The organism is Streptomyces sp. NPDC104226 (genome assembly GCF_055584085.1).
Map to the genome: position 1 here is coordinate 117,195 of NZ_JBVJMS010000012.1, position 26,079 is coordinate 143,273.

The window sequence follows — 26,079 nt, forward strand, 5'->3', positions numbered from 1 at the left end:
TCGGCGTAGGAGGTGCCGGTGACGGTCGCGATCTTGGCGCCGTTGCGGTAGACGTCGTAGTTCTTGACGCCCTTGTCGTCGGTGGCCGCGGCCCAGTTCAGGGTCAGTCCGGTCTCGCCCACGTTGCTCGCCGTGGGGGTGCCGGGGGCGCTCGGCGGGTTGTCGGTGGTGCCGCCGCTGGTGGTCACCGAGAGGGGGCCGGAGGAGGGGCCGGTCTGGTCGATCGTGTCGCGGGCGGTGACCGTGTAGCTGTACGTCGTGCCCTTGGTCAGGCCCGAGTCGGCGTAGGAGGTGCCGGTGACGGTCGCGATCTTGGCGCCGTTGCGGTAGACGTCGTAGTTCTTGACGCCCTTGTCGTCGGTGGCCGCGGCCCAGCTCAGGGTCAGCCCGGTCTCCGTGACGCCGCCGGCCGTGGGGGTGCCGGGGGCGCTCGGCGGGGCGTCGGCGGTGCCGCCGTCGCAGCTGCCGCCGTTGATCTTGCAGCCGCTGGGGGCACCGGAGCCGACGCCGTTGAAGCCGAAGCTGATGGTGGCGCCGGGGGCGAGGGTGCCGTTCCAGCCGACGTTCTTGCCGGTCCAGTGGGTGCCCGAGCTGGTGACGCTGGCGTCCCAGGCGGAGGTCACGGCGGTGCCGGCCGGGTAGTCCCATTCCACGGCCCAGCTGCTGAGGGTGGTCGTGCCGGTGTTCTTCACCGTCCACTTGCCCTCGAAGCCGGTGCCCCAGTCGGAGACCTTGGTGTACGTCGCGGTGGCCGAGGCGGCGGCCTCGGCGGGACCCGCGAGGGCCACGAGTCCGGCGACGGGCAGGGCGAGTACGGCCAGTGCGGCCGTGACTCTTCGAAACAGCGGTGCGCGTCGTGGGGGTGCTGTGCTCAAGGGTGCTCCTCCGAGGTCCGCAGCGGCCGTGGGAGCGGCCGCTGCATGGGGGTGGGACCTGCGCCGCCCGTGAGCGCGTCGGTGACCTTTTGTCATGACGTGCTCACCACAGTTGTGCGTGAGAGTAGAAAGGTCTGGACCAACCGTCAAGAGGTCCAGACCTCCTCGTAGCAGCCCTGCACTTGTTTCCGGTCGGATTCGACTAGAGCCCCAACTCCTGTGCCAGCACGGCCGCTTGGACCCGACTGCGCAGTTCCAGTTTGGCCAGCACCCGGCTGACGTGCGTCTTCGCCGTCGCCTCCGCCATCTCCAGCCGCACCGCGATCTCCGCGTTCGACAACCCCTCGCCCAGACACCCCAGCACCTCCCGCTCGCGCGGGGTCAGCGACTCCACCGTCGCCGGTACCGGGACCCGTACGGGCCGCGGAGCGGCGAACTCCGCGATCAGCCGACGGGTCACCGCCGGGGCGATGAGGCCCTCGCCGCGCGCGACGGTCCGTACCGCCGCGATCAGCTCCGCCGCGTCCGCGTCCTTCAGCAGGAAGCCCGACGCGCCCGCGCGCAGCGCGCCGAAGACGTACTCGTCCAGGTCGAAGGTGGTGAGCACGAGGACGTCGGCCAGACCCTCCGCAACCACCTGGCGGGTCGCCGAGACCCCGTCCAGACGCGGCATCTGCACGTCCATGAGGACCAGATCGGGCCGCAGCTCGCGGGCCAGGAGCACGGCCTCCTCCCCGTCCGCGGCCTCGCCCGCCACCTCGATGTCGCCGGCGCTGCGCAGGATCAGGACCAGCCCGGCCCGTACCGCACTCTGGTCCTCCGCCACCACGACCCTGATCGTCACGCCCGTACCGCCTCTTCTTCCACGGGCAGCGTCGCCCGGACCCGCCAGACCGCGTCCGCGCGGCCCGCTTCGAATGCCCCGCCCAGCAGCTCCGTCCGCTCGCGCATGCCGATCAGGCCGGCCCCGGAGCCGGGTGCGCGGGGGCCCGGGCGGTCCCCGTAGGGGGATTCGACCACGACGTGCAGCGCGCCGTCGCCGCCGGCCCGGCCGCCGCCCGCCGGGCGGTCGCGGGCCAGCCGGACGGTGACCGTGCCCGGAGCGGCGTGCTTGAGGGCATTGGTCAGCGACTCCTGGACGATCCGGTACGCCGCCAGTTCCACCGGGGCGGGCAGCGGCTGCCCGGGCGGCCGGTCGTCGCGCAGTACGAAGTCCAGCCCACTGGCGGCCCCGTTCGTACGGGCCTGCTCCAGCAGGGCGTCCAGAGCGTCCAGCGAGGGCGTGGCGACGGCCTCCTGGCCGGCGCCCGCGTCCCGCAGCAGTCCGATCAGGCGGCGCATCTCGGCCAGTCCCTGGACGCTGTTCTCCCGGATCACCCCGAGCGCCTCGCGGCTGGTGGCGGGGGAGTCGATGGAGAGCGCGGCGGTGGAGTGGATGGCGATCGCGGAGAGGTGGTTGGCCACCATGTCGTGCAGTTCGCGGGCCATCCGGGCGCGCTCGGCGACGACCGCCTGAGACCGGTCCATCTCGGCCAGCAGCGCGGTCTGCTCGGCGCGCAGCCGGGCGGCCACGGCGGCCTCCCGGTGGTTGCGCAGGGTGGCGCCGGTCAGTGCCGGACCGAAGCTCACGATGCCGGTGACCACGCCGATCAGCAGTGCCTGCGGGGTGCGCAGCCAGGCCACGGCGGCGATGGTGACGGCGACGGTGATCAGGCCGGTCTGGACCGGGAGGCGGCGGGCCATGGCCGGTTTGCCGTAGACGACGGCCGCGTACATCAGGTCGGTGAAGATCAGGATGGTGGCCAGGTTCCCCACCGTGAACTGGTCGGCGATCAGCCCCGCGGTGCCGACGGCCAGGGTCACCCGGGGCATGCTGCGGCGCAGCAGCTCCATCGGGCCGAGGGCCAGGAGCGGTACCAGGGCGGCCCAGGCCGGGAGCAGGTCCCGGCTGGGGGAGCTGTGCACCCCGAGCGACCACAGGAGCAGGCCGGCGGCCACGCTGCACCCGGCGAGGAGCACGTCGTCGCGGTGCGGTGGCGGGATCCGATGAGTCACGGACCCATCCAACAGGCTGCGGCGGGGCCGGGCGTCGCCATCGCGGCTGCCTTTCGGGCGGTCCCGTACATCGAAGGATGCAGGGCGGCCGCCCCGGCATTCGTCATCAGTGACGAGGAAACGGCGCGCACCGGGCGGGAAGCTGGAGGCATCCCCCACCGCAGGAACGGAGACTCCCGTGCTCGTCACCCTGATCATCGCCTGTGAAGTCGGCTTCTGGGTCCTGCTGGCCGGCGGCCTGGCCCTGCGCTACCTCGCGAAGATGCCGAAGACCGGCGCGGCCGTCCTGCTGTGCGAGCCGCTCCTGGAGCTGACCCTGCTGGTGGCCACCGCGGTGGACCTGCGCGGCGGCGCCGAGCCGGACTGGAAGCACGGGCTGGCCGCGCTGTACCTCGGTTACACCGTCGCCTACGGGCACTACACCGTGCGCTGGCTCGACGGCCACGCCGCGCACCGGCTGGCCGGGGGGCCGAAGCCGGCCGGCGCCGGACACGGCGCGGCGCGGGCCGTCCACGAGTGGAAGCTGTTCGCGCGCACCGTCCTCGCGGCGGCCGTCGCGGCAGGGCTGCTGCAGGCCGCGATCTGGTACGTCGGCGGTGCGGGCGACACCGAGGCGCTGCGCGGATGGCAGTTCACGACCCTGCGGATGGTCGGCATCCACGCCCTGATCGCCGCCACCTACACGGTGTGGCCGAAGCGGGCACCGGCGAAGGTGCTCACCTCCGCGGACCGGTCGTAGCGGACCGGTCGCGTCCGGGCCTAACGGGCGCGTCCGGCCTACCGGTCGCCGCCGGGGACCCACAGGACGTCGCCGACCTCCTTGTTGGCCGTGCGGGCCAGGATGAAGAGGAGGTCGGAGAGGCGGTTGAGGTAGGTGGCGGTCAGCGGGTTCATGACCTCGCCGTGCACCTCCAGGGCCGCCCACGTGGAGCGCTCGGCGCGCCGGACCACCGTGCACGCCTGGTGCAGGAGGGCCGCGCCGGGGGTGCCGCCGGGGAGGATGAAGCTGCGGAGCTTCTCCAGCTCGCCGTTGAAGAGGTCGCAGTCGGCCTCCAGCTTGTCCACGTAGAACTGCTCGACGCGCAGCGGCGGGTACTCCGGGTCCGGGACGACCGGGGTGCAGAGGTCGGCGCCCACGTCGAACAGGTCGTTCTGCACACGGACCAGGACCTTCACGACATCGGCGGGCAGGGAGCCGAGTGCGATGGCCGTTCCGATGGCCGCGTTGGCCTCGTTGGCGTCGGCGTACGCCGAGATCCGCAGATCGGTCTTGGCCGTACGGCTCATGTCGCCGAGCGCGGTCGTGCCCTGGTCGCCGGTACGGGTGTAGATGCGCGTGAGGTTCACCATGCCGCCACCCTAGTGCGGGTCAACTGGGGCCCCCTGTCGCACTGCTGGGCCGTCCCGGTGTGATGTCCGTCATCTGAGACGTGACGCGTGTTACTTCGCGGTCACTGCGCCCCTCCCGGACGCTAGTCTCCGCCGGAGAACGAACGAGGCTGTGCCGTGTCCGAGGCCGCGTGTCCTGTCGAAGGCCGTGTCCTCTTCAAAGAGCTTGGGGTGTGCAGTGGCTGGGAAGCTTGCCGTCATCGGTGCCGGACTGATGGGGTCCGGAATCGCGCAGGTCTCCGCTCAGGCGGGTTGGGACGTCGTGCTGCGCGATGTCACCGATGCCGCTCTGACGCGTGGTACCGACGGGATCAAGGCCTCGTACGACCGCTTCGTCTCCAAGGGCAAGCTGACGGCCGAGGACGCCGAGGCGGCGCTCGCCCGCATCACCACGAGCACCGAGCTGGAAGCCGTCGCCGACGCGGACATCGTCGTCGAGGCCGTCTTCGAGAAGCTCGAGGTCAAGCACGAGATCTTCCGCGCGCTCGACAAGCTCGTGCGCGAGGACGCGATCCTCGCCTCCAACACCTCCGCCATCCCGATCACCAAGATCGCGGCCGTGACGGAGCGTCCGGAGCGGGTCGTCGGCGCACACTTCTTCTCGCCGGTCCCGATGATGCAGCTGTGCGAGCTCGTGCGCGGCTACAAGACGAGCGACGAAACCCTCGCCACCACCCGGGCGTTCGCCGAGTCGGTCGGCAAGACCTGCATCGTCGTCAACCGCGACGTCGCCGGATTCGTGACGACCCGTCTCATTTCGGCACTCGTCGTCGAAGCGGCGAAGCTGTACGAATCGGGCGTCGCGTCGGCCGAGGACATCGACATCGCCTGCAAGCTCGGCTTCGGGCACGCGATGGGCCCGCTGGCCACCGCGGACCTCACCGGCGTCGACATCCTGCTGCACGCCACCAGCAACATCTACACGGAATCGCAGGACGAGAAGTTCGCGCCGCCGGAGCTGATGCGCCGCATGGTCGACGCGGGCGACATCGGCCGCAAGAGCGGTCAGGGCTTCTACAAGCACTGAGCACCAGTTCGAGACCTGCACCCCACGGGGTGAATTAGGTATCGGTTCGCTCACGGTCGGCAACTTCCCTGCCCCTGAGGCAGTCAGTTGCAGTGAGAGTTGCCGACCACGGACCAGTCGGACCATAAGCAATCAGTACCGCGCTGCCGGGAGTACACATGCACATCAGGGGCGACCACGCCGAACTCGCTGTCGGGGGTCGCCTCGACGTGCGCAGCGCGGCGGACGCCCGTACGGTCCTGCACACCGCCCTGGACGACGGTCACGGCGACCTCGTGCTGGACCTCACCGGGCTCGACTCCTGGGACGCGACGGGTCTCGGCGTGATCATGGGCGCCCACCGCCGGGCCGGCCGGACCGGCCGGCGGCTCGTCCTGCGCGGGGTCCCGCCGCAGATGCAGCGGCTCCTCGTGGCCACCCGGCTGCACCGGATCCTCGCCATCGAGGGCGGCCTGGAAGCGGAGTCCCTGCCGCGCGCCTGACCCGTACGCGGTTCACCTGCGCAGGGCCCGCTCCCCGCGACCGCCGGGCCTGCTTCACCGGGACTGCGCAAACGTAACGGTCCGGTGGTGAAGGCACCCCTGCGGTTCACGCCCGGCCGGGCACGGTCTAGGGTTCGGGCGGAAACCGGACCAGTAGCGACAGCGGCGTGGGCGAAGGCCGGGCGAGACGACGGCGCACGGCGCGATCGGGGGACTGGGGCATGGACCGCAGCACACAGGGGCAACAGGGGCAGGCCGATCAGGCGGAGGCGCCCGCGGCGCGCGTGGTGACGCTCACGTCCGGGGACTACACCCTCACGGTGAACCCCGTCGACGGCAGCGAGATCGTCCGCACGCACCGCCCCGGAGGCGAGCCCGCCCCCACCCCCGTCAAGCGCACCCCCGCCGCCCGCGCCTCCGCGGCGGCCGCCGCCCGGCCCCCCGTACCGCCGGGCGCCCCGGCCGGTGCACGGCCCCTGCTGGGCCGCGAGGAGGAGCGCGACCGCCTCGTACGGCTCCTCGGGCGCGGCCGTTCCGTACGGCTGACCGGCCCCTCCGGATCCGGGCGCACGGCGCTGCTCGACGCGGTCGCCCAAGCCTGCGCGGACCTCGCCCCCGACGGGGTCGTACGGCTCAGCGGGCAGGGACACCAGCAGCCCGGCGAGCTGCTCCAGGCGCTGTACGCCACCGTGTACGAGGCTTCGGCCGAACGCCCCGACCGGGCCGTCCTCCTCGCCCGGGTGGCGGAGATAGGCGCCGTCGTCCTCGTCGACGACCTCGACATGGGCGGCACCGCCCTCGACGAACTGCTGCGGGCCACGCCGGAGTGCGCGTACCTGCTGACCGCCACCCCCGACACCCGGGCCCCCTCCGACGACTCCCACCTCGAAGAGGTCTTCCTCGGCGGCCTGGCCCGCACCGACTGCCTGGCCCTCCTCGAAGCGGGCACGGGACGGACGCTCACCGACGAGGAAACGGCCTGGGCGGGAGACCTGAGCTTCGCCTCCGAGGGGCTGCCGCTGCGCTTCGTCCAGGCGGCCGCGCTGCTGCGACAGCGCGACGAACTCAACCGCACCGGTCACGACGACGAGGGCGACGAGGACGAGGAGCCCGGCGTCTTCGACGAGAAGCCGCGCGCCGGCGTGTTCGTGCCGCTGCCGACGCTGGCCGAGGCCGCCGCCCCGGCGGAACTGCTCGCCTCGCGGGTCAGCGAGTCGGCGCGGGCCGCACTGCGGATCGCCTGCGCGCTCGGCGGGGAGCTGCCGCACCACGCGCACCTGCCCGCGCTGGTCGGCGACACGCACGCCGACACGGCCGTCGCGGAACTCCTCGACTGCGGGCTGCTGAGCCCCGTCGGGACGCGCTACCAGCTGGCCGCGGGGGTCGTGCGCCAGCTGGAGGAGACCGGCTACGGGGACACCGCGGCCGAGGAAGCCCGCACGGCCGCCCGGCACTACGCCTGGTGGACCGGGCACACCTCGGTCAGCCCGCAACGGGTGGCCTCCGAAGCCGACGCGGTGCTCGCGGCGCTGGCCGGGGCCGATGTGGTGGCCGCGGTACTGCTCGCGCGGACGGCGGCCCCTGCGTTCGCCGCCTCGCTGCACTGGGAGGCCTGGGAGCGGGTGCTGCGCGCGGGCGCGGAGGCCGCGCGGAAGGCCGGCGAGGTCGCCGAGCAGGCGTACTTCCACCACGAGCTGGGCGTACTGGCCCTGTGCGAAGGCCGGCTCGACCGGGCGCGGGCCGAGCTGGAGGCCTCGATCGGGCTGCGCGGTGCGCTGGCCGACAAGCGGGGGACCGTGGCGGGACGGCGGGCCCTGGCCCTCGTCACCGACCGGGAGTCCGCCGAGACCCAGATATCCCCGCCCCTGCGTCTGGCCCCGCCGACCGCGTCCGCGGCTGCCGCCGGGGGAGCCCCGCGGCCGGCAGGCCCCGGCCGGGCGGGCGCGGCGGGGGCGCCCGACGCGCTGGAGGCTCCGGGCGGTGCGGGGGCACCGGGGGGTGCGGGTGTGCCGGGCATTCCGGGTGTCCTGGGTGGCCCGGGTGTTGCCGGTGTCCAAGCTGCTGCGGGCATCCCGGGTGCCGTGGGCATTCCGGCTGCTGCGGGTGTACCGCCGGTTCCGGGTGTTCCGGGCCTTCCGCCGGTCCCCGGGACCGCGGGGGCTCCCCTGCCTCCGGGGCTTGCCGGCCTCGCCGGGGCTCCCGGGGTGTCCGGGGTTCCTGCTCCTCCGGGGCTTCCGGAGGCTGGTGCGAAGCCGCAGTTCCCTGCGGTGACGGGGACTGCGGGGGTGCCCGGGGTGTCCGGGGTTCCTGGTCCTCCGGGGCTTCCGGAGGCTGGTGCGAAGCCGCAGTTTCCTGTGGTGGCCGGGGCTCCGGGGGTGCCCGGGGTGTCCGGGGTTCCTGGTCCTCCGGGGCTTCCGGAGGCTGGTGCGAAGCCGCAGTTCCCTGCGGTGACCGGGACTCCGGGGGCGCCGTTTGCTCCAGGGGCTCCTGGGCCCGCCGGGGCTCCGCCGCTGCCTGAAGTTCCCCGGGTTCCGGGCGTCCCCGGTGCGACCGGGTCCCCGTTGGCCGGTGCTGCTGGTGCCGGCGGGGTGCCGTCGGCTGCTGGGGCTGCCGTGCCGGGGGCTCCGGTGGCGCCTGCTGCTCCGGTGACTCCGGCGACGCTGTCCAAGGCTCTTGCCGCCCTGCCAGGGGCGGGCCCCGGGGCCGCCCCCGTTCCCGAGCGTGCGGCGACGCGTGATCCGGAGGCGTTCACGACGGTCGTGCCCGCGGTGGCGCCGCCGGGCTCCGTCGCACCCGCCACGCTGGCGGAGGTGTTCGAGGACGCCTTCCCCCTCACGCCCGAGCCGGCCCCGGCGCCCAAGGCGACGCCCGCGCCGAAGCCGAGGTCCCGTCGCAAGCCGCTGCTGCTCGCCGCGGCCGGGGCGGTGACGGCCGTGGTGCTGGGCACGGTGGTCGCCCTGGCGCTGGACACCGACGAGGAGCCGCCGGCGCAGGCACCCGCGGTCTCCACGGCACCGACCTCGGAGGAGACGCAGCCGCAGCCGAGCACCCCGGATCCGGGCAGTGGCGATCCCTCGCCGGAGCCGGGAGCCTCGTCGCCCACCGCACAGGCACCGGGTACGACCCCGTCGCCCAAGAAGACGCCCTCGGGCAAGCCGACGCCGACGCCCTCGCCGACTCCGTCGGCATCGAACCCGGCCTCGCCGCCGGTGTCGAGCTCGCCCCCGCCGGTGAGCAGCCCGCCGGCTTCGCCGAGCGCGTCCGCGACCGTGTCGCCGAGCGCCACGCACACGCCGCCGACCGACGGGCCGAAGCCCCCCGTGGAGGGGGCGGGCGAGACGGGGGAGCAGACCCCCTGACGCCCGTTCACGCAGAACGGGGCGGGGCGGGGCCGCGATCGCAGCCCCGCCCCGCCCCGTGTCCGTACGGACAGCGCCTAGAACAGGCGGAGCTTGTCGTCCTCGATGCCGCGCATCGCGTCGTAGTCGAGGACCACGCAGTCCATGCCGCGGTCGTTCGCCAGGACGCGGGCCTGGGGCTTGATCTCCTGGGCCGCGAAGATGCCCTTGACGGGCGCCAGGTGCGGGTCCCGGTTCAGGAGCTCCAGGTAGCGCGTGAGCTGCTCGACGCCGTCGATCTCGCCGCGGCGCTTGATCTCCACCGCCACCGTCGCGCCGGAGGCGTCCCGGCACAGGATGTCGACCGGTCCGATCGCGGTCATGTACTCGCGGCGGATCAGCGTGTAGCCCTCGCCGAGGGTCTCGATCCGGTCGGCCAGGAGCTCCTGCAGGTGGGCCTCGACGCCGTCCTTGATCAGACCCGGGTCGGTGCCCAGCTCGTGCGAGGAGTCGTGGAGGACTTCCTCCATGGTGATGATGAGCTTCTCGCCCGCCTTGTTGACGACGGTCCAGACGCCGGCGTCGTCCCCGGTCCCCTCCTTGAGGGTGCAGGGCGGGGACATCCAGTTGAGCGGTTTGTACGCTCGGTCGTCCGCGTGGATCGAGACACTGCCGTCGGCCTTCACGAGGATCAGACGGGGTGCCGAGGGCAGATGGGCGGTGAGCCGGCCCGCGTAATCGACGGAGCAGCGGGCAATGACGAGACGCATGGTCGGCAACGCTACTCGACGAGAAGGCATGCACGCGATTCGCCCCCGAAAGCCCCGTTCGAGGATGGCGCGTTGTATGCGCATTCTCCTGGTGCGGTACCCACCGGGCGCCTACCGTGGTGAGCGGGAGGTTGCGACACGTGCACACTGCGTGGCGATCTCCGTCCCTGCCCGTAAGGCTCCGGCAACCCAATCGGCCGGAGTCGCGAGAGGAGAACCCATGTCGCTCGACGTCTCACCGGCCCTACTCGAACAGGCCGAGCGAGGCGAGGTCGACGAAGCCGCTTTCGTCGACTGCGTCCGGACCTCCCTGCCCTACGCATGGGAGATGATCAGCTCGTTGGTGGCCCAGCTCAAGGTGGACGGCGGCCAGTTCGCCGACAACCAGACGCCGCCGCCGGACGAGCAGGCGCGTGGCCAGCTGCTGCGTGCCCTCGCGAGTGACGCGATACGGGGTGCGCTGCAACGGCACTTCGGAGTGCGCCTGGCATTCCAGAACTGCCACCGGGTCGCGGTGTTCCCGCTGGACTCCTCGGTGGACGACCGGCTGGCCAAGTTCACTTCGATCCGTGGTCAGCTGCTCAACCAGTCGCCCGAAATGCGCGACTGTTAGCAGGAAGTTCCGCACGACAGCACCTCCGCACCACAGCACCGCCGTACGACCGTATCGCCGCACGACCGGTACCTCGCTGCCGCTCCGGTGCCAACGGAGCGGCAGCCCTGGTCTCAGCCGAGCAGGGGCAGCACCTCGGCGCCGAGGCGCCGGAGGTTCTCCTCGGTCGAGGCGAGATCGCCCGATCCTTCCGTCAGCAGGGCGAACCGCGTGATGCCCGTACGCTCCGACGTGGCCGCGAGCCGGTCTGCCGCCAGCTCCGGTGTGCCCACGGGGTGCAGATCGCACAGGAGCTCGGTGTACGCGGCCGGGTCCCGCATCGCGCGCTGCCGTCCGTCCACCGTGACGTGCGCGTCCAGACCCTGCTTGAGCCAGCCCGGCATCGCCTTCATCAGCGTCTCGCGGGCGTCCGCCGTCCGGTCCGCCAGCTGGCAGACCCCGGCCGACACGTGGCCCGCCTCGGGCGAGCGTCCCGCGGCACGCGCCGTGCGCCGCCACAGATCGACCATGGCGGCCTTGTCCTCGTCCCCGCAGTGCATGCCCAGCAGCATCGGCAGTCCGCGCTCCGCGGCCAGCCGTACCGAGCCGGGGGAGGTGCAGGCGACGATCAGTTCCGGCCCTGTCGCGTCCCCGTCCAGCGACTCCGACGCACGCGGTACGACGGCCACCTCGCGGAAGCCGTCCCGGCCGCCGGCCGTTGCCGCGGGCGCCCCCACGCGCGGCTCGGCCAGCCAGCGGCGCAGCAGGTCCAGGTCCTCCGGGAAGCGGTTCTCGTACGCGTCGAGCCCGCCGCCGAAGACCTCCAGGTCCACCCAGGGACCGCCCCGGCCCACCCCGAGGGTGAACCGCCCCTCCGAGGTCAGGTGCAGCAGGGCCGCCTGCTCGCCCAGGGCCACCGGGTGGGTGTTCGGCAGCACGCTCACCGCGGTGCCCACGCGCAGCCGCCGGGTGCGGCCCAGCATCAGGGCCGCCAGGGTCACCGCGGACGGGCAGACCCCGTACGGGACGAAGTGGTGTTCGGCGAGCCAGACCGAGTCGAGTCCGGCCTCCTCGGCCACCTCGGCGGTCCGCACCGCCCGGTGCAGTGCCTCGCCCTGTCCCTGTCCCGGGAACTGGGCCGCCAGTACAAATGCTCCTACGCGCATCGCCTTTAGCCTCCTCGCGGCTGACGCGGCCTCCCCCAGGCGGACCGGTTGCTTCACCGGCAACAACGTCTGACACGTGCCAAAGGCACGGCCTGAACGGAAAGTTATTGGGATTGTCGGGTCGGTCACACCAACCGGTTGTTCCGTACTACGGTCGTCCTTCGGCCACCCTGCGGGTACCCGGGCTCGCTGCGCGTAGTCTGGGAGAAAGTCACTGCCGTCCGCCCATCCGTGAGGTATACGTGTCACCGCGCCACAACCGCCCCAGGGGCGGCGAGAATCCAGCCGATCGTTCGGACCAGGGCTCGGGCCCGGGCGGTCTGGACCGGTACGGCCTGGAGCGCACGGAGGAGTACCAGGGCGAGGACTGGAAGGTCCGGCACGTCGCGGGCGCGAGCGCTGCGGGCAAGCGCTACCGCTGCCCCGGCTGCGACCAGGAGATCCCCTCGGGCACCCCGCACCTGGTGGCCTGGCCCGAGTACGGCGGGGTCGACGACCGCCGGCACTGGCACAAGGCCTGCTGGAACGCGAAGGACCGCCGCACCTCCAAGGTGCAGCGGTCCCGCAACGCTCCCAAGTACTGAGTCCCCGGATCAGACGTCCCGGCGGCCGGACACCACGTACGAAGCGGCGACCGCGGCGCCCGTCACCAGCAGGATCAGCACCAGGTGGCTCACGCTCGACGGGTACGGCGAGCTTCCGTCGGCCGGGGCCTCGGTGGTGTCCAGCGGCATGCCGAACAGGGTGATCAGCGCCACCGGCGCGTTGAACTGGAGCAGCGCCTGGCCCACCGGGGCCAGGGCCTCCCAGATGCTGAGCACCGCCCCTATCACCGGCGGCAGCGTGACGACCCCGAGCATCACGGCGATCGCCCCGGCGGAATGCCGGACCAGCGCCCCGACCGCCATGGCCAGCACGCCGAGCAGGGTGACGTAGAGGCTGCCCAGGAGTCCGGTGGCCCACTCGGCGCTCCCGTGCGCCCCGGCGCCCCGGCCGCCGTGCAGGAGCGTCGCGGTCAGCCCCACCAGGCAGACGGACCCGGCCGTGACGAAGAAGGCGGTGGCGGCGAAGACGAGGTATTTCGCGGTGAGCACCCGGTACCGGTCGGGGGCGGCCGTGAACGTGGTGCGGATCAGTCCGGTGCCGTGCTCGGAGCTGATGGTCAGCACCCCGAGCACCATCACCGCCAGCTGCCCGACCAGCAGGCCGAACAGGGCGGGGGCGATGAACGGCATCTGCTCGTAGTCGCGGGGGGAGGTCTGCAGGATCACCGCGCCGCCGATGCCGACGACCAGCAGCACCAGGGCCCCGAGCGTCCACACCGTGGAGCGCACCGAGGTCAGCTTGGTCCACTCCGAGGCCACCGCGTGCCCCAGGTGCGGCCGGCGGGCCGGCAGGGGCGAGGTGTACTCCGGCGGGCCCTGCTCCCCGTCGGTCGCGATCGTCGGGGCGGTCATCTCTGGTCCTCGGGCTTCTGCGCGGGGGAGTGCACGGGGTCGGGGGCGTGCACCGCGTCGGGGGAGTGCCCGGCCCCGGTCCCGCTCGGGGAGCCGGCGAGTTCGCCGGGGCTGGCGGGCATCAGGAAGGGCTGCCCGGCGGCGCCCGGCGGCGGGGGCGCGAAGAAGCCCGCCGCGGGGACCTGGAGGGCCTCGGCCGCTTCCAGCGCCTCCTCCTCCCACTTCGGGACGGTCAGCGGTTCGGGCTCCCAGAGCTCGGCACGCGGGTCCTCGGTGGAGGTGTACTCGACGGAGGACTGGGTCATCCGCATGTACGCCTCCTCCAGCGAGGCCCGGTGCGGCGACAGCTCCCACAGCCGTACGCCGGCCTCGTGCGCGAGGTCGGAGATCCGCGGCAGCTCCAGCCCGGTCACCCGCAGGGCCCCGTCGGGCTCCCGGAGGACCCGGCCGCCCGCCCTGGTGAGGACGGAGCCGAGGGTGTCCCAGCCCCCCGGGTCGGTGTCGGCCGTGCGCACCCGGGCGAATCCGGCCGAATTGTGGGTGATGAACTCCTGGGTGCCCATGTCGGCGAGCAGCCGCCCCCGGCCGATCACGATCAGGTGGTCGGCGGTCAGCGCCATCTCGCTCATGAGGTGGGAGGAGACGAAGACGGTGCGGCCCTCGGAGGCGAGCCGGCGCATCAGATTGCGGACCCAGAGGATGCCCTCGGGGTCGAGTCCGTTGATCGGCTCGTCGAAGAGCAGCACCTGCGGGTCGCCGAGCAGGGCGGTCGCGATGCCGAGCCGCTGGCCCATGCCGAGCGAGAAGCCCTTGGCGCGCTGCCGGGCCACGTCCTGCAGGCCCACGACGCCCAGGACCTCGTCCACCCGCTTCTCGGGGATCCCGGAGAGCTGGGCGATCGACAGCAGGTGGGTACGGGCCCGGCGGCCGCCGTGGACGGCCTTGGCGTCGAGCAGGGCTCCGACGTGCCGCTGGGCGTTCGGCAGCTCGCGGAAGGGCAGGCCGTTGATCGTGACCCGGCCGGCGGTGGGCCGGTCCAGGCCGACGATCATGCGCATCGTGGTGGACTTCCCGGAGCCGTTGGGCCCCAGGAATCCCGTCACGTGACCGGGCCTGACCTGGAAGGAGAGGTCGTCGACAGCGGTCTTCGCGCCGAAGCGCTTGGTCAGGCCGACTGCCTCGATCATCTTTGCTGCCCCTTGCCAGGCCGGGACGACTCTCGCCCGCGTAAGGGTTAAGAGGATATCCAGTCCCTTGCGGTTCCACGTCGTCCGTGACCCTGAGGTACCCCTGAGAACGCACCCGGGGATCCCCCGTAGTACGTCAGGCGTCCCTCTGCTTGAGGACCAGGTAGCCGCCGAGCACGGCCGCCAGCACCCACAGGGCCATGATCCCGAAACCGCCCCAGGGGCCGTAGGGCACCTTGTCGCTGCCCATCGCTCCCGGGATCACCTGCATGATCTTGGAACCGGCCTGGTCGGGGAAGTACTGGGCGACCTTCCGGGTCGCCGGGACCGCCCCGAGGATGGTCGAGATCAGGAGGAAGAACGGCATCAGGATGCCGAGCGAGAGCATCGAGCTGCGCAGCATGGTGGCCACGCCCATGGAGAACAGCGCGAGCATCGCCATGTACAGCCCGGCTCCGAAGACGGCGCGCAGCACGTTCGGCTCGTCGATGCCGATGGAGCGGTCGCCCAGGATCGCCTGTCCGATGAAGAAGGACGCGAAGCTGGTGATCAGGCCCACGACCAGCGCGAGCCCGGTGGCGACGAGGAGCTTGCCGGCGAGGAAGCTGCTGCGCCGGGGTACGGCCGCGAGCGAGGTGCGGATCATGCCCGAGCTGTACTCGGTGCCCACGACCAGCACTCCGAACACGATCATCGCGAGCTGGCCGAGGGACATGCCGGCAAAGCTGGCGAGCGTCGGGTCGAAGGTGGCCTGCTCCTGCGGGGGCATGTCCTTGAAGGAGGAGTTGACGAACGCGCAGAGCAGGGAGCTGATGCCGACCGTGACGATGGCGGCGGAGGCCAGGGTCCAGACGGTCGAGGCGACCGAGCGGATCTTGGTCCACTCGGACTGGAGGATGGCGGGGAAGGCGGACATGGTCACTTACCGCCCTTGCGCTGAGCCTCGAAACCGGCGCCCCAGGCGGGTACGTCCGCCGGCCGGGCCGGGTTGTCGGCGGCCATGCCCGGTCCGGCCGGGAAGCCGGCCGCCCCCGGTGCGTGGGCGTGGTACTCGACGGAGTCCGCCGTCATGCGCATGAACGCTTCCTCCAGTGAAGCCCGCTGCGGGCTGAGTTCGTGCAGCACGATCTGGTGCTGGGCGGCCAGCTCGCCGAGCTGCTCCGCCGCCACGCCGTCGATCTCCAGGGTGCCGGTGGCCGGGACGCTGATGGCGTCGATCCCGGCCTCGTGCAGGACGTCCTTGAGCCGTTCCTGCTGCGGGGACCGCATGCGGACGAAGCTGCGGGAGTTCTGCTGGATGAAATCGGCCATGGACAGGTCGGCCAGCAGCCTTCCCTGTCCGATGACGACCAAATGCTCTGCGGTCAGAGCCATTTCGCTCATCAGGTGAGAAGAAACGAAGATCGTCCTTCCTTCCGCCGCGAGCCCCTTCATCAGATTGCGGATCCAGAGAATTCCCTCCGGGTCCAGACCATTGACGGGTTCGTCGAACATCAGAATCTCGGGGTCGCCGAGCAGCGCGGCGGCGATTCCGAGCCGCTGGCCCATGCCCAGCGAGAATCCCTTCGACTTCTTCTTCTCCACGGCCGTGAGGCCGACCAGGTCCAGTACGTACGAGACCCGGCTGGCCGGGATCCGGTTGGCCTGGGCCAGGCAGAGCAGGTTGTTGTACGCGCTGCGGCCGCCGTGCATCGCCTTCGCGTCCAGCAGTGCCCCGATGTACTTCAGCGGCTCCGGCAGGTCCCGGTAGTGCTTCCCGTCGATCCGGACCGTACCGCTGGTCGGATTGTCGAGGTCGAGCATCATGCGCATGGTCGTGGACTTGCCCGCTCCGTTGGGGCCGAGGAAGCCGGTGACCACCCCCGGTCTGACCTGGAAGCTGAGGTTGTCCACGGCGGTCTTCGCGCCGAATCGTTTCGTAAGGCCCTCGAGCTCGATCATTCCGCCACGCTAGAACGCCGAAGGGCCGAACGCCACCTTCTTAAGGTGACGCCCGGCCCTACTTAGGTCGTGAAACGGGCGAACGGTACCGCCCGGTAACCGCGACGCGGAGGTCAGCGGCTCTGCTGCGCCGGAACGCCGCGGGTGACCGGCTCGTCGTCGATCGGCGCGGACGCGGCGGCGACCGCGGCACCCGTCAGCGTCGCCAGCATCTCGCGGACGTTGGTGAGCTGCGCGTTGATCGAGTCGCGGCGGTTGGTGAGCGCCGCGAGCTCGCGCTCGGACTCGCTGCGGATCCGGTCGGCCTTGGCGTTGGCGTCGGCCACGATGTCCTCGGCCTGGCGCTGCGCGGTCTCCACGGTCTGGCGGGCGCGACGCTCGGCGTCCGTACGGAGCTTCTCGGCCTCCAGGCGCAGCTGCTCCGCGCGGTGCTCGATCTCCGCGAGACGCTTCTCGGCCTTGGCCTGACGGCCGGCCAGGTCGCGCTCGGACTGCTCGCGGCGCTTGGCCAGGTTGGTCTCGAAGTCCGCGGCGGCCTGGGCGGCCTTGGCGCGGGTCTCCTCGAAGAGCGCGTCGGCCTCCTCGCGCTTGGAGGCCGCGTCCTTCTGGGCCTCGGCGCGCAGCGAAGCGGCGTCGCCCTTGGCCTTCTCGACGATCCGGACACCCTCGTCCTCGGCGGTCGACTTCCGGTCGGCGGCGAACGACTCGGCGTCGTTGCGCACCTGCTGGGCGGCCGACTCGGCGAGCTCGCGGTGCTGCTCGGCCGCGCGACGGGCCTCCTCACGGAGGTCCTTCGCCTCCTCCTCGGCCAGGCGCAGGATCTTCTCGACCCGGGCGCCGAGGCCGGCGTACGACGGCTCGGCGTCGTTCACCTGAGCCTGGGCGTTCTGCGTCTCGAGGTGCAGCTCCTCGATCCGCTTTTCCAGAGAGTTGATACGTCCTAGGGCGCTGTCGCGGTCGGAGACCAGCTTGGTGATGCGGTCGTCCACCTGACCGCGGTCGTAACCACGCCGCACGAGCTCGAAGCCGAAGGGGGAGGATGTGTCGCTCATGGGGTTCCTGTCGAATGAGACCGATGAGGTGCTACGCGGGGTGTTAGGTGTTAAGGGGAATCCTAGGCGCCAGGACGGCGTGTCATCGAGTCAATCCGCGTTTGATCTGGACAATGACACCCCTTTTGAGTGGCAAGGCGACAGAATGCTTGTCACTCGTTCGCCTGAACCTCCATCAGGAGCACAGAGTCGAGTGCGCTGACTAGCCCTCTGACGACTTGCCACCCGATCGAGTGGAACCCGCCGCTGCGCCGGCCTTCGCGCCCCCCGCGCCCTGGCCGCCGACTCCGGGCTTTCCGCCGCCCGAAGGCGCCTCGAATGATTCCAACGCCTCAAGAACGTCCTGGACACGGGAGATCTCCCCCTGAATGTCCTGCCGCCTGCGCACGAGGACCTCCAGCTCGCGTCGGCCCTCCTCGACGAGCCGTTCCGCCTCGGCCTTGGCCTCCGCGAGAGCGCCCTCGGCCGCCCGGACCAGCTCGGCCTTCTTCTGCTCGGCCTCCTTGAGCAGCGCCTCCGCCTTGCGCACCGCGGCGATGCGGACCTTGCTCGCCTCGCTGCTCGCGTCCGACACCAGCTCCTTGGCCTTCGCGTCGGCCTCGACGCTCTGCTCGGTCGCCGCACGCACCAGCTTGTCCACGCGCTCGCCGGCCGACTTCATCTGCTCGGCCGACTCCCGGCGGGCCCGCTCGTGCAGCTCCTCGACCTCCGCCTCGACGCGGCCGCGCAGCTCCTCCGCCCGTTCCCTTATGGCCGACGCGTCCGTGCGCGCCCCGACCAGCAGCTCGTCGGCGTCCGTACGGGCCTTCTCCACCAGGGAGTTGCCCTCCACGGTCGCCTCCGAGGAGATCCGCGCGGCTTCCTTGCGCGCCGCGTCGACCATCGCGTCCGCCTGCTCCTCGGCCGCCGTCGTGGCGGCCAGGGCCTGCTTCTGCGCGTCCCCGGTGAGCTTCTCGGCCTCCGCGGAGGCCTCCGTGATGAGCCGGTCGACCTGCGTCGCGGCCTCGCTGCGGCGCTTGTTGGCCTGTTCGCGGGCCTCGTCCAGCACCCGCTCCGATTCGGCGCGCGCCTCGCCGCGGATCCGCTCCGCCGCGGTGGCGGCCTCGGCCTTGACCCGCTCGGCCTCGGACCGGGTACGGGTCGCGTGCTCCTGCGCCGAGGACAGCGCCTCGGAGGCCTCGGCGCGCAGCCGCTCGGCCTCGTTCGCCGCCTCGCCGACCGTGCGCTCGGTGTCCTTGCGGGTCTGCTCGGTGAGCCGGTCCGCCTCCGCGACGGCCTCGCCGACCAGGTGGTCCGCCTGCTCGGCGGCCTCGGTACGGATCCGGCCCGCCTCGGCGCGCGCCTCGTCCAGAGCCCGCTCGGACTCCCGCTCGGCGCCCGCCAGGGTCTCGTTGGCCGCGACCGTGACCCGGTCCGCCTCCGCGGTGGCCTCGCCGATGATCCGGCCGCCCTCCGCGCGGGCGTCGTCCAGGGTGCGCGCCGCCTCGGCGCGCAGCCGGTCGGCCTCCGCCGCGGCCTGGCCGACGGTGGCCTCGCTGGCCGTACGGGTCTCCTCGACGAGCCGGTCGCCCTCGTTGCGCGCGTCGACGAGGATCCCCGTCGCGTCCCGCTCGGCCCCGGCCAGCGTCTGCGCGGCCTGCGCCGTGAGCTGCTCGGCCTTGGCCTGCGCCGCGTCCAGTGCGGCGGCCGCCTCGGCCCGCAGCGCCTCGGCCGCGGCCTCGGCCTCACCGACCGTCAGCGCATTGGCCGCACGGGTCTCCTCGGTGAGCCGCTCCGCCTCCGCAGCCGCCTCGGTGATCAGGCGGTCCGCCTGCTCGGCCGCCTCCGTGCGCAGCCGGTTCGCCTCGGAACGGGCCTCGTCCAGGGTGCCCGCGGCCTCGGTACGGGTCGCCTCCGCGGCGGCCTCGGCCTCGGCCGTGAGCCGCGCCGCCTCCGCCTGGGCCTCGCCGACCGTGGCCTCGTTGGCCGCGCGGGTCTCCTCGGTGCGGCGCTCGGCCTCGGCCGTGGCCTCGGCGACGATCCTGCCGCCCTCGGCGCGGGCCGCCTCCAGGGACTCCGCGGCCTCGCCGCGGATCCGGTTGGCGTCGTCGCGGGCATCGGCCTTCGTACGGGCCGCATCGCGCTCGGAGGCGGCCAGTGCGTCGGTGGCCTCCGTGCGCACCCGCTGCGCGTACTCCGCCGTGTCCGTGCGCAGCTGCTCGGCCTCGGCGGCGGTCTCGGTGCGCAGCCGCTCGGCTTCGGCCGTCGATTCGGTGTGGAGCCGCTCGGCCTCGGCCGTCGACTCCGTGCGCAGCCGCTCGGCCTCCGCCGCCGCGTCCGTGCGCAGCTGCTCCGCCTCGGCGATCGCGTCGCCGACCGTGCGTGCCGCCAGCTCCTTCGCCGCGTCCGTCTCGGTGCGTGCCTCGGTGCGGATCCGGTTGGCGTCCTCGGTGGCCCGCTCCCGCTCCGCGTACGCGTCGGCGCGGACCCGGCCGGCCTCTTCCTCGGCCTCCGACTTCGTGCGCTCCGCGGAATGCTCCGCCGCGCTGCGCAGCCCCGCGACCTCTTCCTCGGCCTGCTCGTGCAGCCCCGCCACGGCGTCGCGCACCTGCTGGGCGGTGGCCTCGGCCGCAGCGACCACCTCGGACGCGCGCCGCTCGGCCTCCTCGGTGAGCCAGACGGCCTCGGCCGTGGCGTCCTCGGACCGCTTGCGGGCCTGGGCGAGGAGCTCCTCGCTCTCCTCCCGCGCCTGCGCCCGCTCGCTCTCCGCGTCCGTACGCGCCGACGCCAGGGTCTCCTCGGACTCCCGACGGCGCCTGGCGGCCTCCTCCTGGGCGGCGGCCAGCGCCTCGGCGGCCTCCTGCGCGACCCGCTCGGCGGCGGCCTTGGCCTCCGCGCGCAGCCGGTCCGCGGTCTCCTTCGCCTCGGAGCGCAGCCGCTCCGCCTCGGCCTCGGCCTCGCCGGTCAGCCGTACCGCGGACTGCTCGGCCTCCGCACGGACCCGGCCGGCGTCCTCGGCGGCGTCGGTGCGCAGCTGGTCGGCCTCGGCCTCCGACTGCGCCTGCAGCGTGCGGATCCGCTCGGCGGACTCCGCGCGCAGCCGGTCGTTCTCCTCGCTGGTCTCCTTGCGGATGTTCTCCGCGGCCGCCCGGGCATCGCGCAGCGTCTGCTCGGCGGTCGCCAGGCGTCCCTCGGCGTCGGTGTGCAGCCGGACGAGCTCCTCGTCGGCCTCCGCGCGCTTCGCCGACAGGGCCCGCTCGGTCTCCTCGCGCCGCACGGCAGCCGCGGCGTCCGCCTCGGCCCGTACCGACTCCGCCTGCTCCTCGGCGTCCGCGCGCAGCCGCTCGGCCTCGGCGCGGGTCCGCTCCAGGGTCTCCTCGGCCTGCTTGCGCAGGGTGGTGGCCCGCTCGACGGCCTCGCCGCGGACCCGCTCGCTCTCGGTGTTCGCCCCGGCGCGCACCTCGTCGGCGTCGGCCCGGGACTTGCCCAGCAGCTCCTCGGCGGTGCGGGCCGCCTCCTCGATCTGCTGGACCGCCTCGCGGCGGGCCTCCCCGCGGATCCGCTCGCCCTCGGCGACGGCCTCCGCGCGCAGCTGTTCGGCCTCGCCGCGCAGCCGGCGGGCCTCCTCCTGGAGCTCGACCGTACGGGCCCGGTACTCCTCCGTGTCGTCCTTCGCGGCGCCCTTGAGCTCATCGGCCGTGGCCGCGGCCTGGGCGCGCAGCCGCTCGGCCTCCGCCTCGGCCTCGCCGCGGATCCGCTCGGCCTCCTCGGACGCCGCCCGGGTGGTGGCGCGCGCGTCCTCCGAGGCCTTGTTCAGAACCTCTTCGGCGGTGCGGGCCGCCTTCGCCAGCTGGGCCGCCGTGTCCTCGGCCGCCGCCGTACGGGCCTGCTCGCCGGCCTCGGCGCGCAGCCGGTCCGTCTCCGCGCGGGCATCGGCGAGCGCCTGCTCGGCCTCGGCCTTGAGGGTCTCGGCCTCCTTGCTGGCCTCGCCCACGAGGCGGGCCACCTGCTCCTTGGCCGTACGGGTGCGCTGCTCGTTGACGGACTCCGCCGAGGCGAGCTGCCGTGCGGCGCTCTCCTTGGCCTCCGCGAGCAGCTTCTCCGCGGCCGCGCGGGCCTCGCGCAGGGCGCCGTCGGCCTCCTGGGCGCGCTGTTCGGCGACCCGGCCGAGGTCCATCGTCTGCTGGCGCGTCTGCTCGGCCTCGGCGGAGGTGGTGGAGCGCAGCCGCTCCGCGTGCTCGGTGGCCTCCTGGGCCTGCGAGGAGGCGGCGGTCAGCAGCCGCTCGGCCTCCTTGCGGGCGCGCAGCAGCGTCGACTCGGCCTCGGCGCGCGCGGATTCGTTCTCGGAGGCGAGCCGGCGGGTGGCCTCGGAGGCGACCCGGGCGGCCTCGGCGCGGGCGGCGCCCAGGGTCTGCTCGGCCTCGGCGCGGGACTCGTCCATGAGCCGGCGGGCCTGCGCCTCGGTGCGGGCGCGCAACTGCTCGGCCCAGGCCACGTTCTCGTTGACGTGGGCTTCCACCGTCTGGCGGCGCTCGCTGAGCTCCTGGTCCAGTCGCTGGCGGCGGTTGACGGCCTCGGCGTGCAGTTCGGCCTGGAGCCGCGCCTGGTGCTCGGCGTGCTCCTGGAGGATCCGCTGCGTCTGCGCCCGTACGTCGCGCAGTTCGCGCTCGGCGTCCGAACGCATCTGGTCGGCCTGGATCTGGGCATTACGGAGCAGCTGCTCCGCCTGGTACCCCATGTCCGCGCCGTCGTAGGCGGGCCGGGACGCCAGGTTGCGGCGTACCTCGTGGAGCTTGGCGCGCAGCACCTCGACCTGGTACCCCAGGTCATCGGCGTGCTGGACGGCCTTCCCGCGTTCCTTCTTCAGCCGCTCCATCTCGGCTTCGAAGCGCGAGAGATGGTCGGCCTCGGCCTGATGGCTCTCCTGGCTTTCGTAGCCCCGCACAGCGCGGTCCCATCCGTCCCCTGGTCGCAAGCTCACTACCGAATGAGCACCGTCCGCCCGCTGAACGACGCCCCCAGGGATGGTGTCAGATCCCGGGTCGGCCGATACAGGCCCCGACCCCGTCTCCGCACCGAACCCCGGCCGAGCCAAAGCCACTCTACCGGCCGGGGAAACGGGACATCAGTGGTCGGGGTTGCTCGTGACCAGTTCGGTGAGGACGCCGTGGCAGTCCTTGGGGTGCAGGAAGGTGATCGAGGAGCCCATCGAGCCGGTGCGGGGCTGGTCGTAGAGGACGCGGACGCCCTTGCCGCGGATGGCCTCCGAGTCGGTCAGGACGTCGGCGGTGCCGAAGGCGATGTGGTGGACGCCCTCGCCGTTCTTGGCCAGCCACTTGCCCACCGCGGAGTCCTCGCGGGTGGGCTCCAGGAGCTGGATGTACGAGGCTCCGCCGTCGTCGGTCCCGTTGATCTTCAGCATGGCTTCGCGGACGCCCTGCTCCTCGTTGACCTCGGAGTGGAACACCTCGAAGCCGTACGTGGCACGGTAGAACTCAACCGTCTTGTCCAGGTCGAAGCAGGCGATCCCGATGTGGTCGATTCTTGTCAGCATGGACACAGTGCAGCGCTACCGGGGGCGGTTACGCAACGTGCGCGCGATCACACTGACGGGCCGGTGACGGCACGGGTACCGCTCAGTACATTCGGGTAAACCCTCGTTCACTCCTCATCTTCAAGGGGCTGTGCTCCATGTCCGGAACGAACAACACCACGTCAGTGATCGTCGCCGGGGCCCGCACGCCCATGGGGCGACTGCTCGGCTCGCTGAAGTCCTTCTCGGGTGCCGATCTCGGCGGCTTCGCCATCAAGTCCGCGCTGGAGCGGGCCGGGATCTCCGGTGACCAGGTCCAGTACGTGATCATGGGCCAGGTGCTCCAGGCCGGCGCGGGCCAGATCCCCGCCCGCCAGGCCGCCGTCAAGGGCGGGATCCCCATGAACGTGCCCGCGCTCACCATCAACAAGGTGTGCCTCTCGGGCCTCGACGCCATCGCCCTGGCGGACCAGCTCATCCGCGCCGGGGAGTTCGACATCGTGGTCGCGGGCGGGCAGGAGTCCATGACCAACGCCCCGCACCTGCTGCCGAAGTCCCGCGAGGGATACAAGTACGGCGCCATCGAGATGCTCGACGCGATGGCCTACGACGGCCTCACCGACGCCTTCGAGAACATCGCGATGGGCGAGTCCACCGAGAAGCACAACACCCGCCTCGGCATCGAGCGCGCCCCGCAGGACGCCTTCGCGGCCACCTCCCACCAGCGCGCCGCCGCCGCGCAGAAGAACGGCGTCTTCGAGGCCGAGATCACCCCGGTCGAGATCCCGCAGCGCAAGGGCGAGCCGGTGGTGTTCTCGCAGGACGAGGGCATCCGCGCCGAGACCACCGTCGAGTCCCTCGGCAAGCTGCGTCCCGCCTTCACCCGCGACGGCACCATCACGGCCGGCACCTCCTCGCAGATCAGCGACGGAGCCGCCGCCGTGGTCGTGATGAGCAAGGCCAAGGCCGAGGAGCTGGGCCTGGAGTGGCTCGCCGAGATCGGCGCCCACGGCAACGTGGCGGGTCCGGACAACTCGCTCCAGTCGCAGCCCTCGAACGCGATCCTGCACGCCCTGAAGAAGGAGGGCCTCGGCGTCGAGGACCTCGACCTCATCGAGATCAACGAGGCCTTCGCGGCGGTCGCCGTGCAGTCAATGAAGGACCTCGGCGTGACCCCGGAAAAGGTGAACGTCAACGGCGGCGCCATCGCCCTGGGTCACCCGATCGGCATGTCCGGCGCCCGTGTGGTGCTGCACCTGGCGCTGGAGCTCAAGCGCCGCGGCGGCGGGGTCGGCGCGGCCGCCCTGTGCGGTGGCGGCGGCCAGGGCGACGCCCTGATCGTCCGCGTCCCGTAGGGGAGGGGCGGCCTGCCGGGCCGCCCGTACCCGTACTCGTAACCCGTAAGAGAACCGAGGAGCGCAGCACGTATGACGGCGGTGGACGTCCCCCAGCTGGTGGCCCAGGCCCGCGAGGGCAGGCCGCGAGCGGTCGCCCGGCTGATCTCGCTGGTCGAGGGGGCGTCCCCGCAGCTGCGCGAGGTGATGGCGGCGCTGGCGCCGCTCACGGGCAACGCGTACGTGGTGGGCCTCACCGGCTCCCCGGGCGTCGGCAAGTCCACCACCACCTCGGCGCTGGTCTCCGCCTACCGGCAGGCCGGCAAGCGGGTCGGCGTCCTGGCCGTCGACCCGTCCTCCCCGTTCAGCGGGGGCGCGCTGCTCGGCGACCGGGTGCGGATGTCGGACCACGCCTCCGACCCGGGGGTCTACATCCGCTCCATGGCCACCCGCGGCCACCTGGGCGGCCTCGCCTGGGCGGCCCCGCAGGCGATCCGGGTGCTGGACGCGGCCGGCTGCGAGGTGATCCTGGTCGAGACCGTCGGGGTCGGGCAGTCGGAGGTGGAGATCGCGGCGCAGGCGGACACCTCCGTGGTGCTGCTGGCCCCCGGGATGGGCGACGGCATCCAGGCCGCGAAGGCGGGCATCCTGGAGATCGGCGACGTCTACGTGGTGAACAAGGCCGACCGGGACGGCGCGGACGCCACCGCCCGGGAGCTGAACCACATGCTGAGCCTGGGGGAGTCCCGGGGCAAGGGCGACTGGCGGCCGCCGATCGTGAAGACGGTCGCGGCGCGCGGTACGGGCATCGACGAGCTGGTCGAGGCGCTGGAGAAGCACCGGGCGTGGACGGACGAGCACGGGGTGCTGGCGCAGCGGCGTACGGCCAGGGCCGCGCGCGAGGTGGAAACGATCGCGATCACCGCCCTGCGGGCCCGGCTGGCCGACCTGCACGGCGACGCCCGGCTGGATGCGCTGGCCGGGCGGGTGGCGGCGGGCGAGCTGGATCCGTACGCGGCCTCGGACGCGCTCCTCGCGACGCTCACGGAGGCGGCGGAAGCGGTGTAACCGGCGGAACCGGATGCGGGGCCCGCGGCCCGGTCATAGACTGGCGAACGCCCGGAATGCCCCACACGCAGGGAGGTTTCATGGCGAAGCGCGGCAACAAGAAGCGAGCCCGCAAGAAGAAGAAGGCCAACCACGGAAAGCGTCCCAACGCCTGACCGTGAGCACGGACCGACCACACACGGAAGCCGCACCCCGTCCACGGGGTGCGGCTTCCGTGCGTGCGGGGCCGGGACGGGTCCTAGCCGTTGTCGTTCCCGTCGTCGTTCTCGTTCTCGTCGTTGCCGTGGTCCGAGTGGGAGACGGTGGCCTTGCCGGACGTGGGGTCCACGTGGACGTTCGTCGTGGTGCCCCCGGACTTGACCTCCACGTCCCAGTAGGTCGTGTTGTTGTCGTCATCGTCGTCCCACTGCACCGACCAGACCTGGCCGGGATGGGCGGCGACGGCGGCCTTCACGGCCTGCTGGGCGGTGACCTTCGCGGCGACCAGGGCGGCGTCCTCGTTGCCGTTCCCGTCGTCGTTCCGGTCCGTGTTCTCGACGGTCACCGCTCCCGTGGCCGCGGTGACGAGCAGCTCCGTGTTGCTGCCGTCCTTGCCGATCACGTTCACGTGCCAGACGGAGCCGTCCTTGTCGAGGGACTCGATGACCCCGGGGTGGCTCTTGAGGGCCGCCGCGGCGGCCCCCTCGGCATCGACTGCGGCGCGCAGGGGTGCGCCGACGCTGCCGCCGGCCGCTGCGGTCGTGGATGCGGCGGCGGCCGCCACCGGCCCCGCGACCAGCAGGACGGCGGCGGCCGCGGCCGACGAGACGTACAGGGTGCGCTTCATGGCGTGAC

Annotated in this window: 22 protein-coding genes and 1 pseudogene; 9 read left to right on the forward strand and 14 right to left on the reverse strand. The window is 72.7% G+C overall.

Going from position 1 to position 26,079, the window contains the following annotated elements; all coding sequences use genetic code 11:
- The 3 genes from ACZ60J_RS32650 to ACZ60J_RS32660 all read right to left on the reverse strand — a co-directional run.
- On the reverse strand, positions 1–875 hold an 875-nt coding region (locus tag ACZ60J_RS32650), incomplete at its 3' end, for a cellulose binding domain-containing protein (RefSeq protein ID WP_469687451.1).
- Positions 876–1,077: 202 nt separating this feature from the next.
- Positions 1,078–1,719 carry a response regulator gene (locus ACZ60J_RS32655; RefSeq protein WP_469687453.1) on the reverse strand — a complete coding sequence of 214 codons (642 nt, stop codon included), beginning with the start codon at positions 1,717–1,719 and terminating at the stop codon, positions 1,078–1,080.
- Positions 1,716–2,942 carry a sensor histidine kinase gene (locus tag ACZ60J_RS32660; protein ID WP_469687455.1) on the reverse strand — a complete coding sequence of 409 codons (1,227 nt, stop codon included), beginning with the start codon at positions 2,940–2,942 and terminating at the stop codon, positions 1,716–1,718. Before ACZ60J_RS32660 ends, ACZ60J_RS32655 begins: the two co-directional genes overlap by 4 nt.
- A 166-nt stretch (positions 2,943–3,108) precedes the next feature.
- On the opposite strand from ACZ60J_RS32660, the gene ACZ60J_RS32665 reads away from it, so the two are divergent.
- Positions 3,109–3,669, forward strand: a complete 561-nt coding sequence (locus tag ACZ60J_RS32665) for a hypothetical protein (RefSeq protein ID WP_469687457.1) — start codon at positions 3,109–3,111, stop codon at positions 3,667–3,669.
- 38 nt (positions 3,670–3,707) lie between these two features.
- On the opposite strand, the gene ACZ60J_RS32670 is transcribed toward ACZ60J_RS32665, so the two are convergent.
- The gene (locus tag ACZ60J_RS32670; protein WP_469687459.1) at positions 3,708–4,280 is read right to left on the reverse strand and encodes a cob(I)yrinic acid a,c-diamide adenosyltransferase; all 573 of its coding nucleotides are present in this window, start codon (positions 4,278–4,280) and stop codon (positions 3,708–3,710) included.
- A 217-nt stretch (positions 4,281–4,497) separates the two neighbouring features.
- Here ACZ60J_RS32670 and ACZ60J_RS32675 point away from each other — a divergent pair, with 217 nt between their 5' ends.
- The 3 genes and pseudogenes from ACZ60J_RS32675 to ACZ60J_RS32685 form a co-directional block, all read left to right on the forward strand.
- Positions 4,498–5,346 carry a 3-hydroxyacyl-CoA dehydrogenase family protein gene (locus tag ACZ60J_RS32675; protein ID WP_382970649.1) on the forward strand — a complete coding sequence of 283 codons (849 nt, stop codon included), beginning with the start codon at positions 4,498–4,500 and terminating at the stop codon, positions 5,344–5,346.
- Between the two features lie 158 nt (positions 5,347–5,504).
- Positions 5,505–5,828, forward strand: coding sequence for an STAS domain-containing protein (locus tag ACZ60J_RS32680; protein WP_243336243.1), 324 nt, complete (start codon positions 5,505–5,507; stop codon positions 5,826–5,828).
- A gap of 221 nt (positions 5,829–6,049) precedes the next feature.
- Positions 6,050–7,840, forward strand: a pseudogene (locus ACZ60J_RS32685) (ATP-binding protein); the annotation flags it as partial.
- Between the two features lie 1,424 nt (positions 7,841–9,264).
- Here the strand turns inward: ACZ60J_RS32685 and nucS are convergent.
- Positions 9,265–9,936 carry an endonuclease NucS gene (gene nucS / locus ACZ60J_RS32690; protein WP_469687461.1) on the reverse strand — a complete coding sequence of 224 codons (672 nt, stop codon included), beginning with the start codon at positions 9,934–9,936 and terminating at the stop codon, positions 9,265–9,267.
- 220 nt (positions 9,937–10,156) lie between these two features.
- On the opposite strand from nucS, the gene ACZ60J_RS32695 reads away from it, so the two are divergent.
- On the forward strand, positions 10,157–10,549 hold the full coding sequence (locus ACZ60J_RS32695; RefSeq protein WP_243336246.1) for an SCO5389 family protein: 393 nt from the start codon (positions 10,157–10,159) through the stop codon (positions 10,547–10,549).
- Positions 10,550–10,662: 113 nt separating this feature from the next.
- Here the strand turns inward: ACZ60J_RS32695 and ACZ60J_RS32700 are convergent, their stop codons facing one another.
- Positions 10,663–11,694, reverse strand: a complete 1,032-nt coding sequence (locus ACZ60J_RS32700) for an LLM class flavin-dependent oxidoreductase (RefSeq protein ID WP_469687463.1) — start codon at positions 11,692–11,694, stop codon at positions 10,663–10,665.
- 242 nt (positions 11,695–11,936) lie between these two features.
- Here ACZ60J_RS32700 and ACZ60J_RS32705 point away from each other — a divergent pair, with 242 nt between their 5' ends.
- Positions 11,937–12,278: an ATP/GTP-binding protein gene (locus tag ACZ60J_RS32705; RefSeq protein WP_407837193.1), complete on the forward strand. Its 342-nt coding sequence runs from the start codon at positions 11,937–11,939 to the stop codon at positions 12,276–12,278.
- Positions 12,279–12,287: 9 nt separating this feature from the next.
- On the opposite strand, the gene ACZ60J_RS32710 is transcribed toward ACZ60J_RS32705, so the two are convergent.
- The 7 genes from ACZ60J_RS32710 to mce form a co-directional block, all read right to left on the reverse strand.
- Entirely contained in the window at positions 12,288–13,151 is an 864-nt protein-coding gene (locus ACZ60J_RS32710) for an ABC transporter permease (protein ID WP_469687465.1), read from the reverse strand.
- Positions 13,148–14,338 carry an ABC transporter ATP-binding protein gene (locus tag ACZ60J_RS32715; RefSeq protein ID WP_469687467.1) on the reverse strand — a complete coding sequence of 397 codons (1,191 nt, stop codon included), beginning with the start codon at positions 14,336–14,338 and terminating at the stop codon, positions 13,148–13,150. Before ACZ60J_RS32715 ends, ACZ60J_RS32710 begins: the two co-directional genes overlap by 4 nt.
- A gap of 136 nt (positions 14,339–14,474) precedes the next feature.
- Positions 14,475–15,254, reverse strand: coding sequence for an ABC transporter permease (locus tag ACZ60J_RS32720; RefSeq protein ID WP_469687669.1), 780 nt, complete (start codon positions 15,252–15,254; stop codon positions 14,475–14,477).
- A gap of 2 nt (positions 15,255–15,256) precedes the next feature.
- Positions 15,257–16,279 carry an ATP-binding cassette domain-containing protein gene (locus ACZ60J_RS32725; protein ID WP_469687469.1) on the reverse strand — a complete coding sequence of 341 codons (1,023 nt, stop codon included), beginning with the start codon at positions 16,277–16,279 and terminating at the stop codon, positions 15,257–15,259.
- Positions 16,280–16,392: 113 nt separating this feature from the next.
- Complete coding sequence (locus ACZ60J_RS32730) at positions 16,393–17,331, reverse strand: coiled-coil domain-containing protein (RefSeq protein ID WP_254384267.1); 939 nt, start codon at positions 17,329–17,331, stop codon at positions 16,393–16,395.
- A gap of 202 nt (positions 17,332–17,533) precedes the next feature.
- Entirely contained in the window at positions 17,534–22,255 is a 4,722-nt protein-coding gene (gene scy, locus ACZ60J_RS32735) for a polarized growth protein Scy (RefSeq protein WP_469687471.1), read from the reverse strand.
- A gap of 180 nt (positions 22,256–22,435) precedes the next feature.
- A complete protein-coding gene (gene mce, locus ACZ60J_RS32740) occupies positions 22,436–22,864 on the reverse strand; it encodes a methylmalonyl-CoA epimerase (RefSeq protein ID WP_469687473.1) in 429 nt (142 codons plus the stop codon).
- A gap of 137 nt (positions 22,865–23,001) precedes the next feature.
- Here mce and ACZ60J_RS32745 point away from each other — a divergent pair, with 137 nt between their 5' ends.
- From ACZ60J_RS32745 to ACZ60J_RS32755, 3 genes are all read left to right on the forward strand, one after another.
- Entirely contained in the window at positions 23,002–24,198 is a 1,197-nt protein-coding gene (locus tag ACZ60J_RS32745; RefSeq protein ID WP_469687475.1) for an acetyl-CoA C-acetyltransferase, read from the forward strand.
- Between the two features lie 72 nt (positions 24,199–24,270).
- Positions 24,271–25,245, forward strand: a complete 975-nt coding sequence (gene meaB, locus ACZ60J_RS32750; RefSeq protein WP_469687477.1) for a methylmalonyl Co-A mutase-associated GTPase MeaB — start codon at positions 24,271–24,273, stop codon at positions 25,243–25,245.
- 80 nt (positions 25,246–25,325) lie between these two features.
- The gene (locus tag ACZ60J_RS32755) at positions 25,326–25,400 is read left to right on the forward strand and encodes a 50S ribosomal protein bL37 (protein WP_099895366.1); all 75 of its coding nucleotides are present in this window, start codon (positions 25,326–25,328) and stop codon (positions 25,398–25,400) included.
- An 83-nt stretch (positions 25,401–25,483) separates the two neighbouring features.
- Here ACZ60J_RS32755 and ACZ60J_RS32760 read toward each other — a convergent pair whose 3' ends face one another.
- The gene (locus ACZ60J_RS32760; protein WP_469687479.1) at positions 25,484–26,071 is read right to left on the reverse strand and encodes a PepSY domain-containing protein; all 588 of its coding nucleotides are present in this window, start codon (positions 26,069–26,071) and stop codon (positions 25,484–25,486) included.
- Positions 26,072–26,079: the final 8 nt, after the last annotated feature.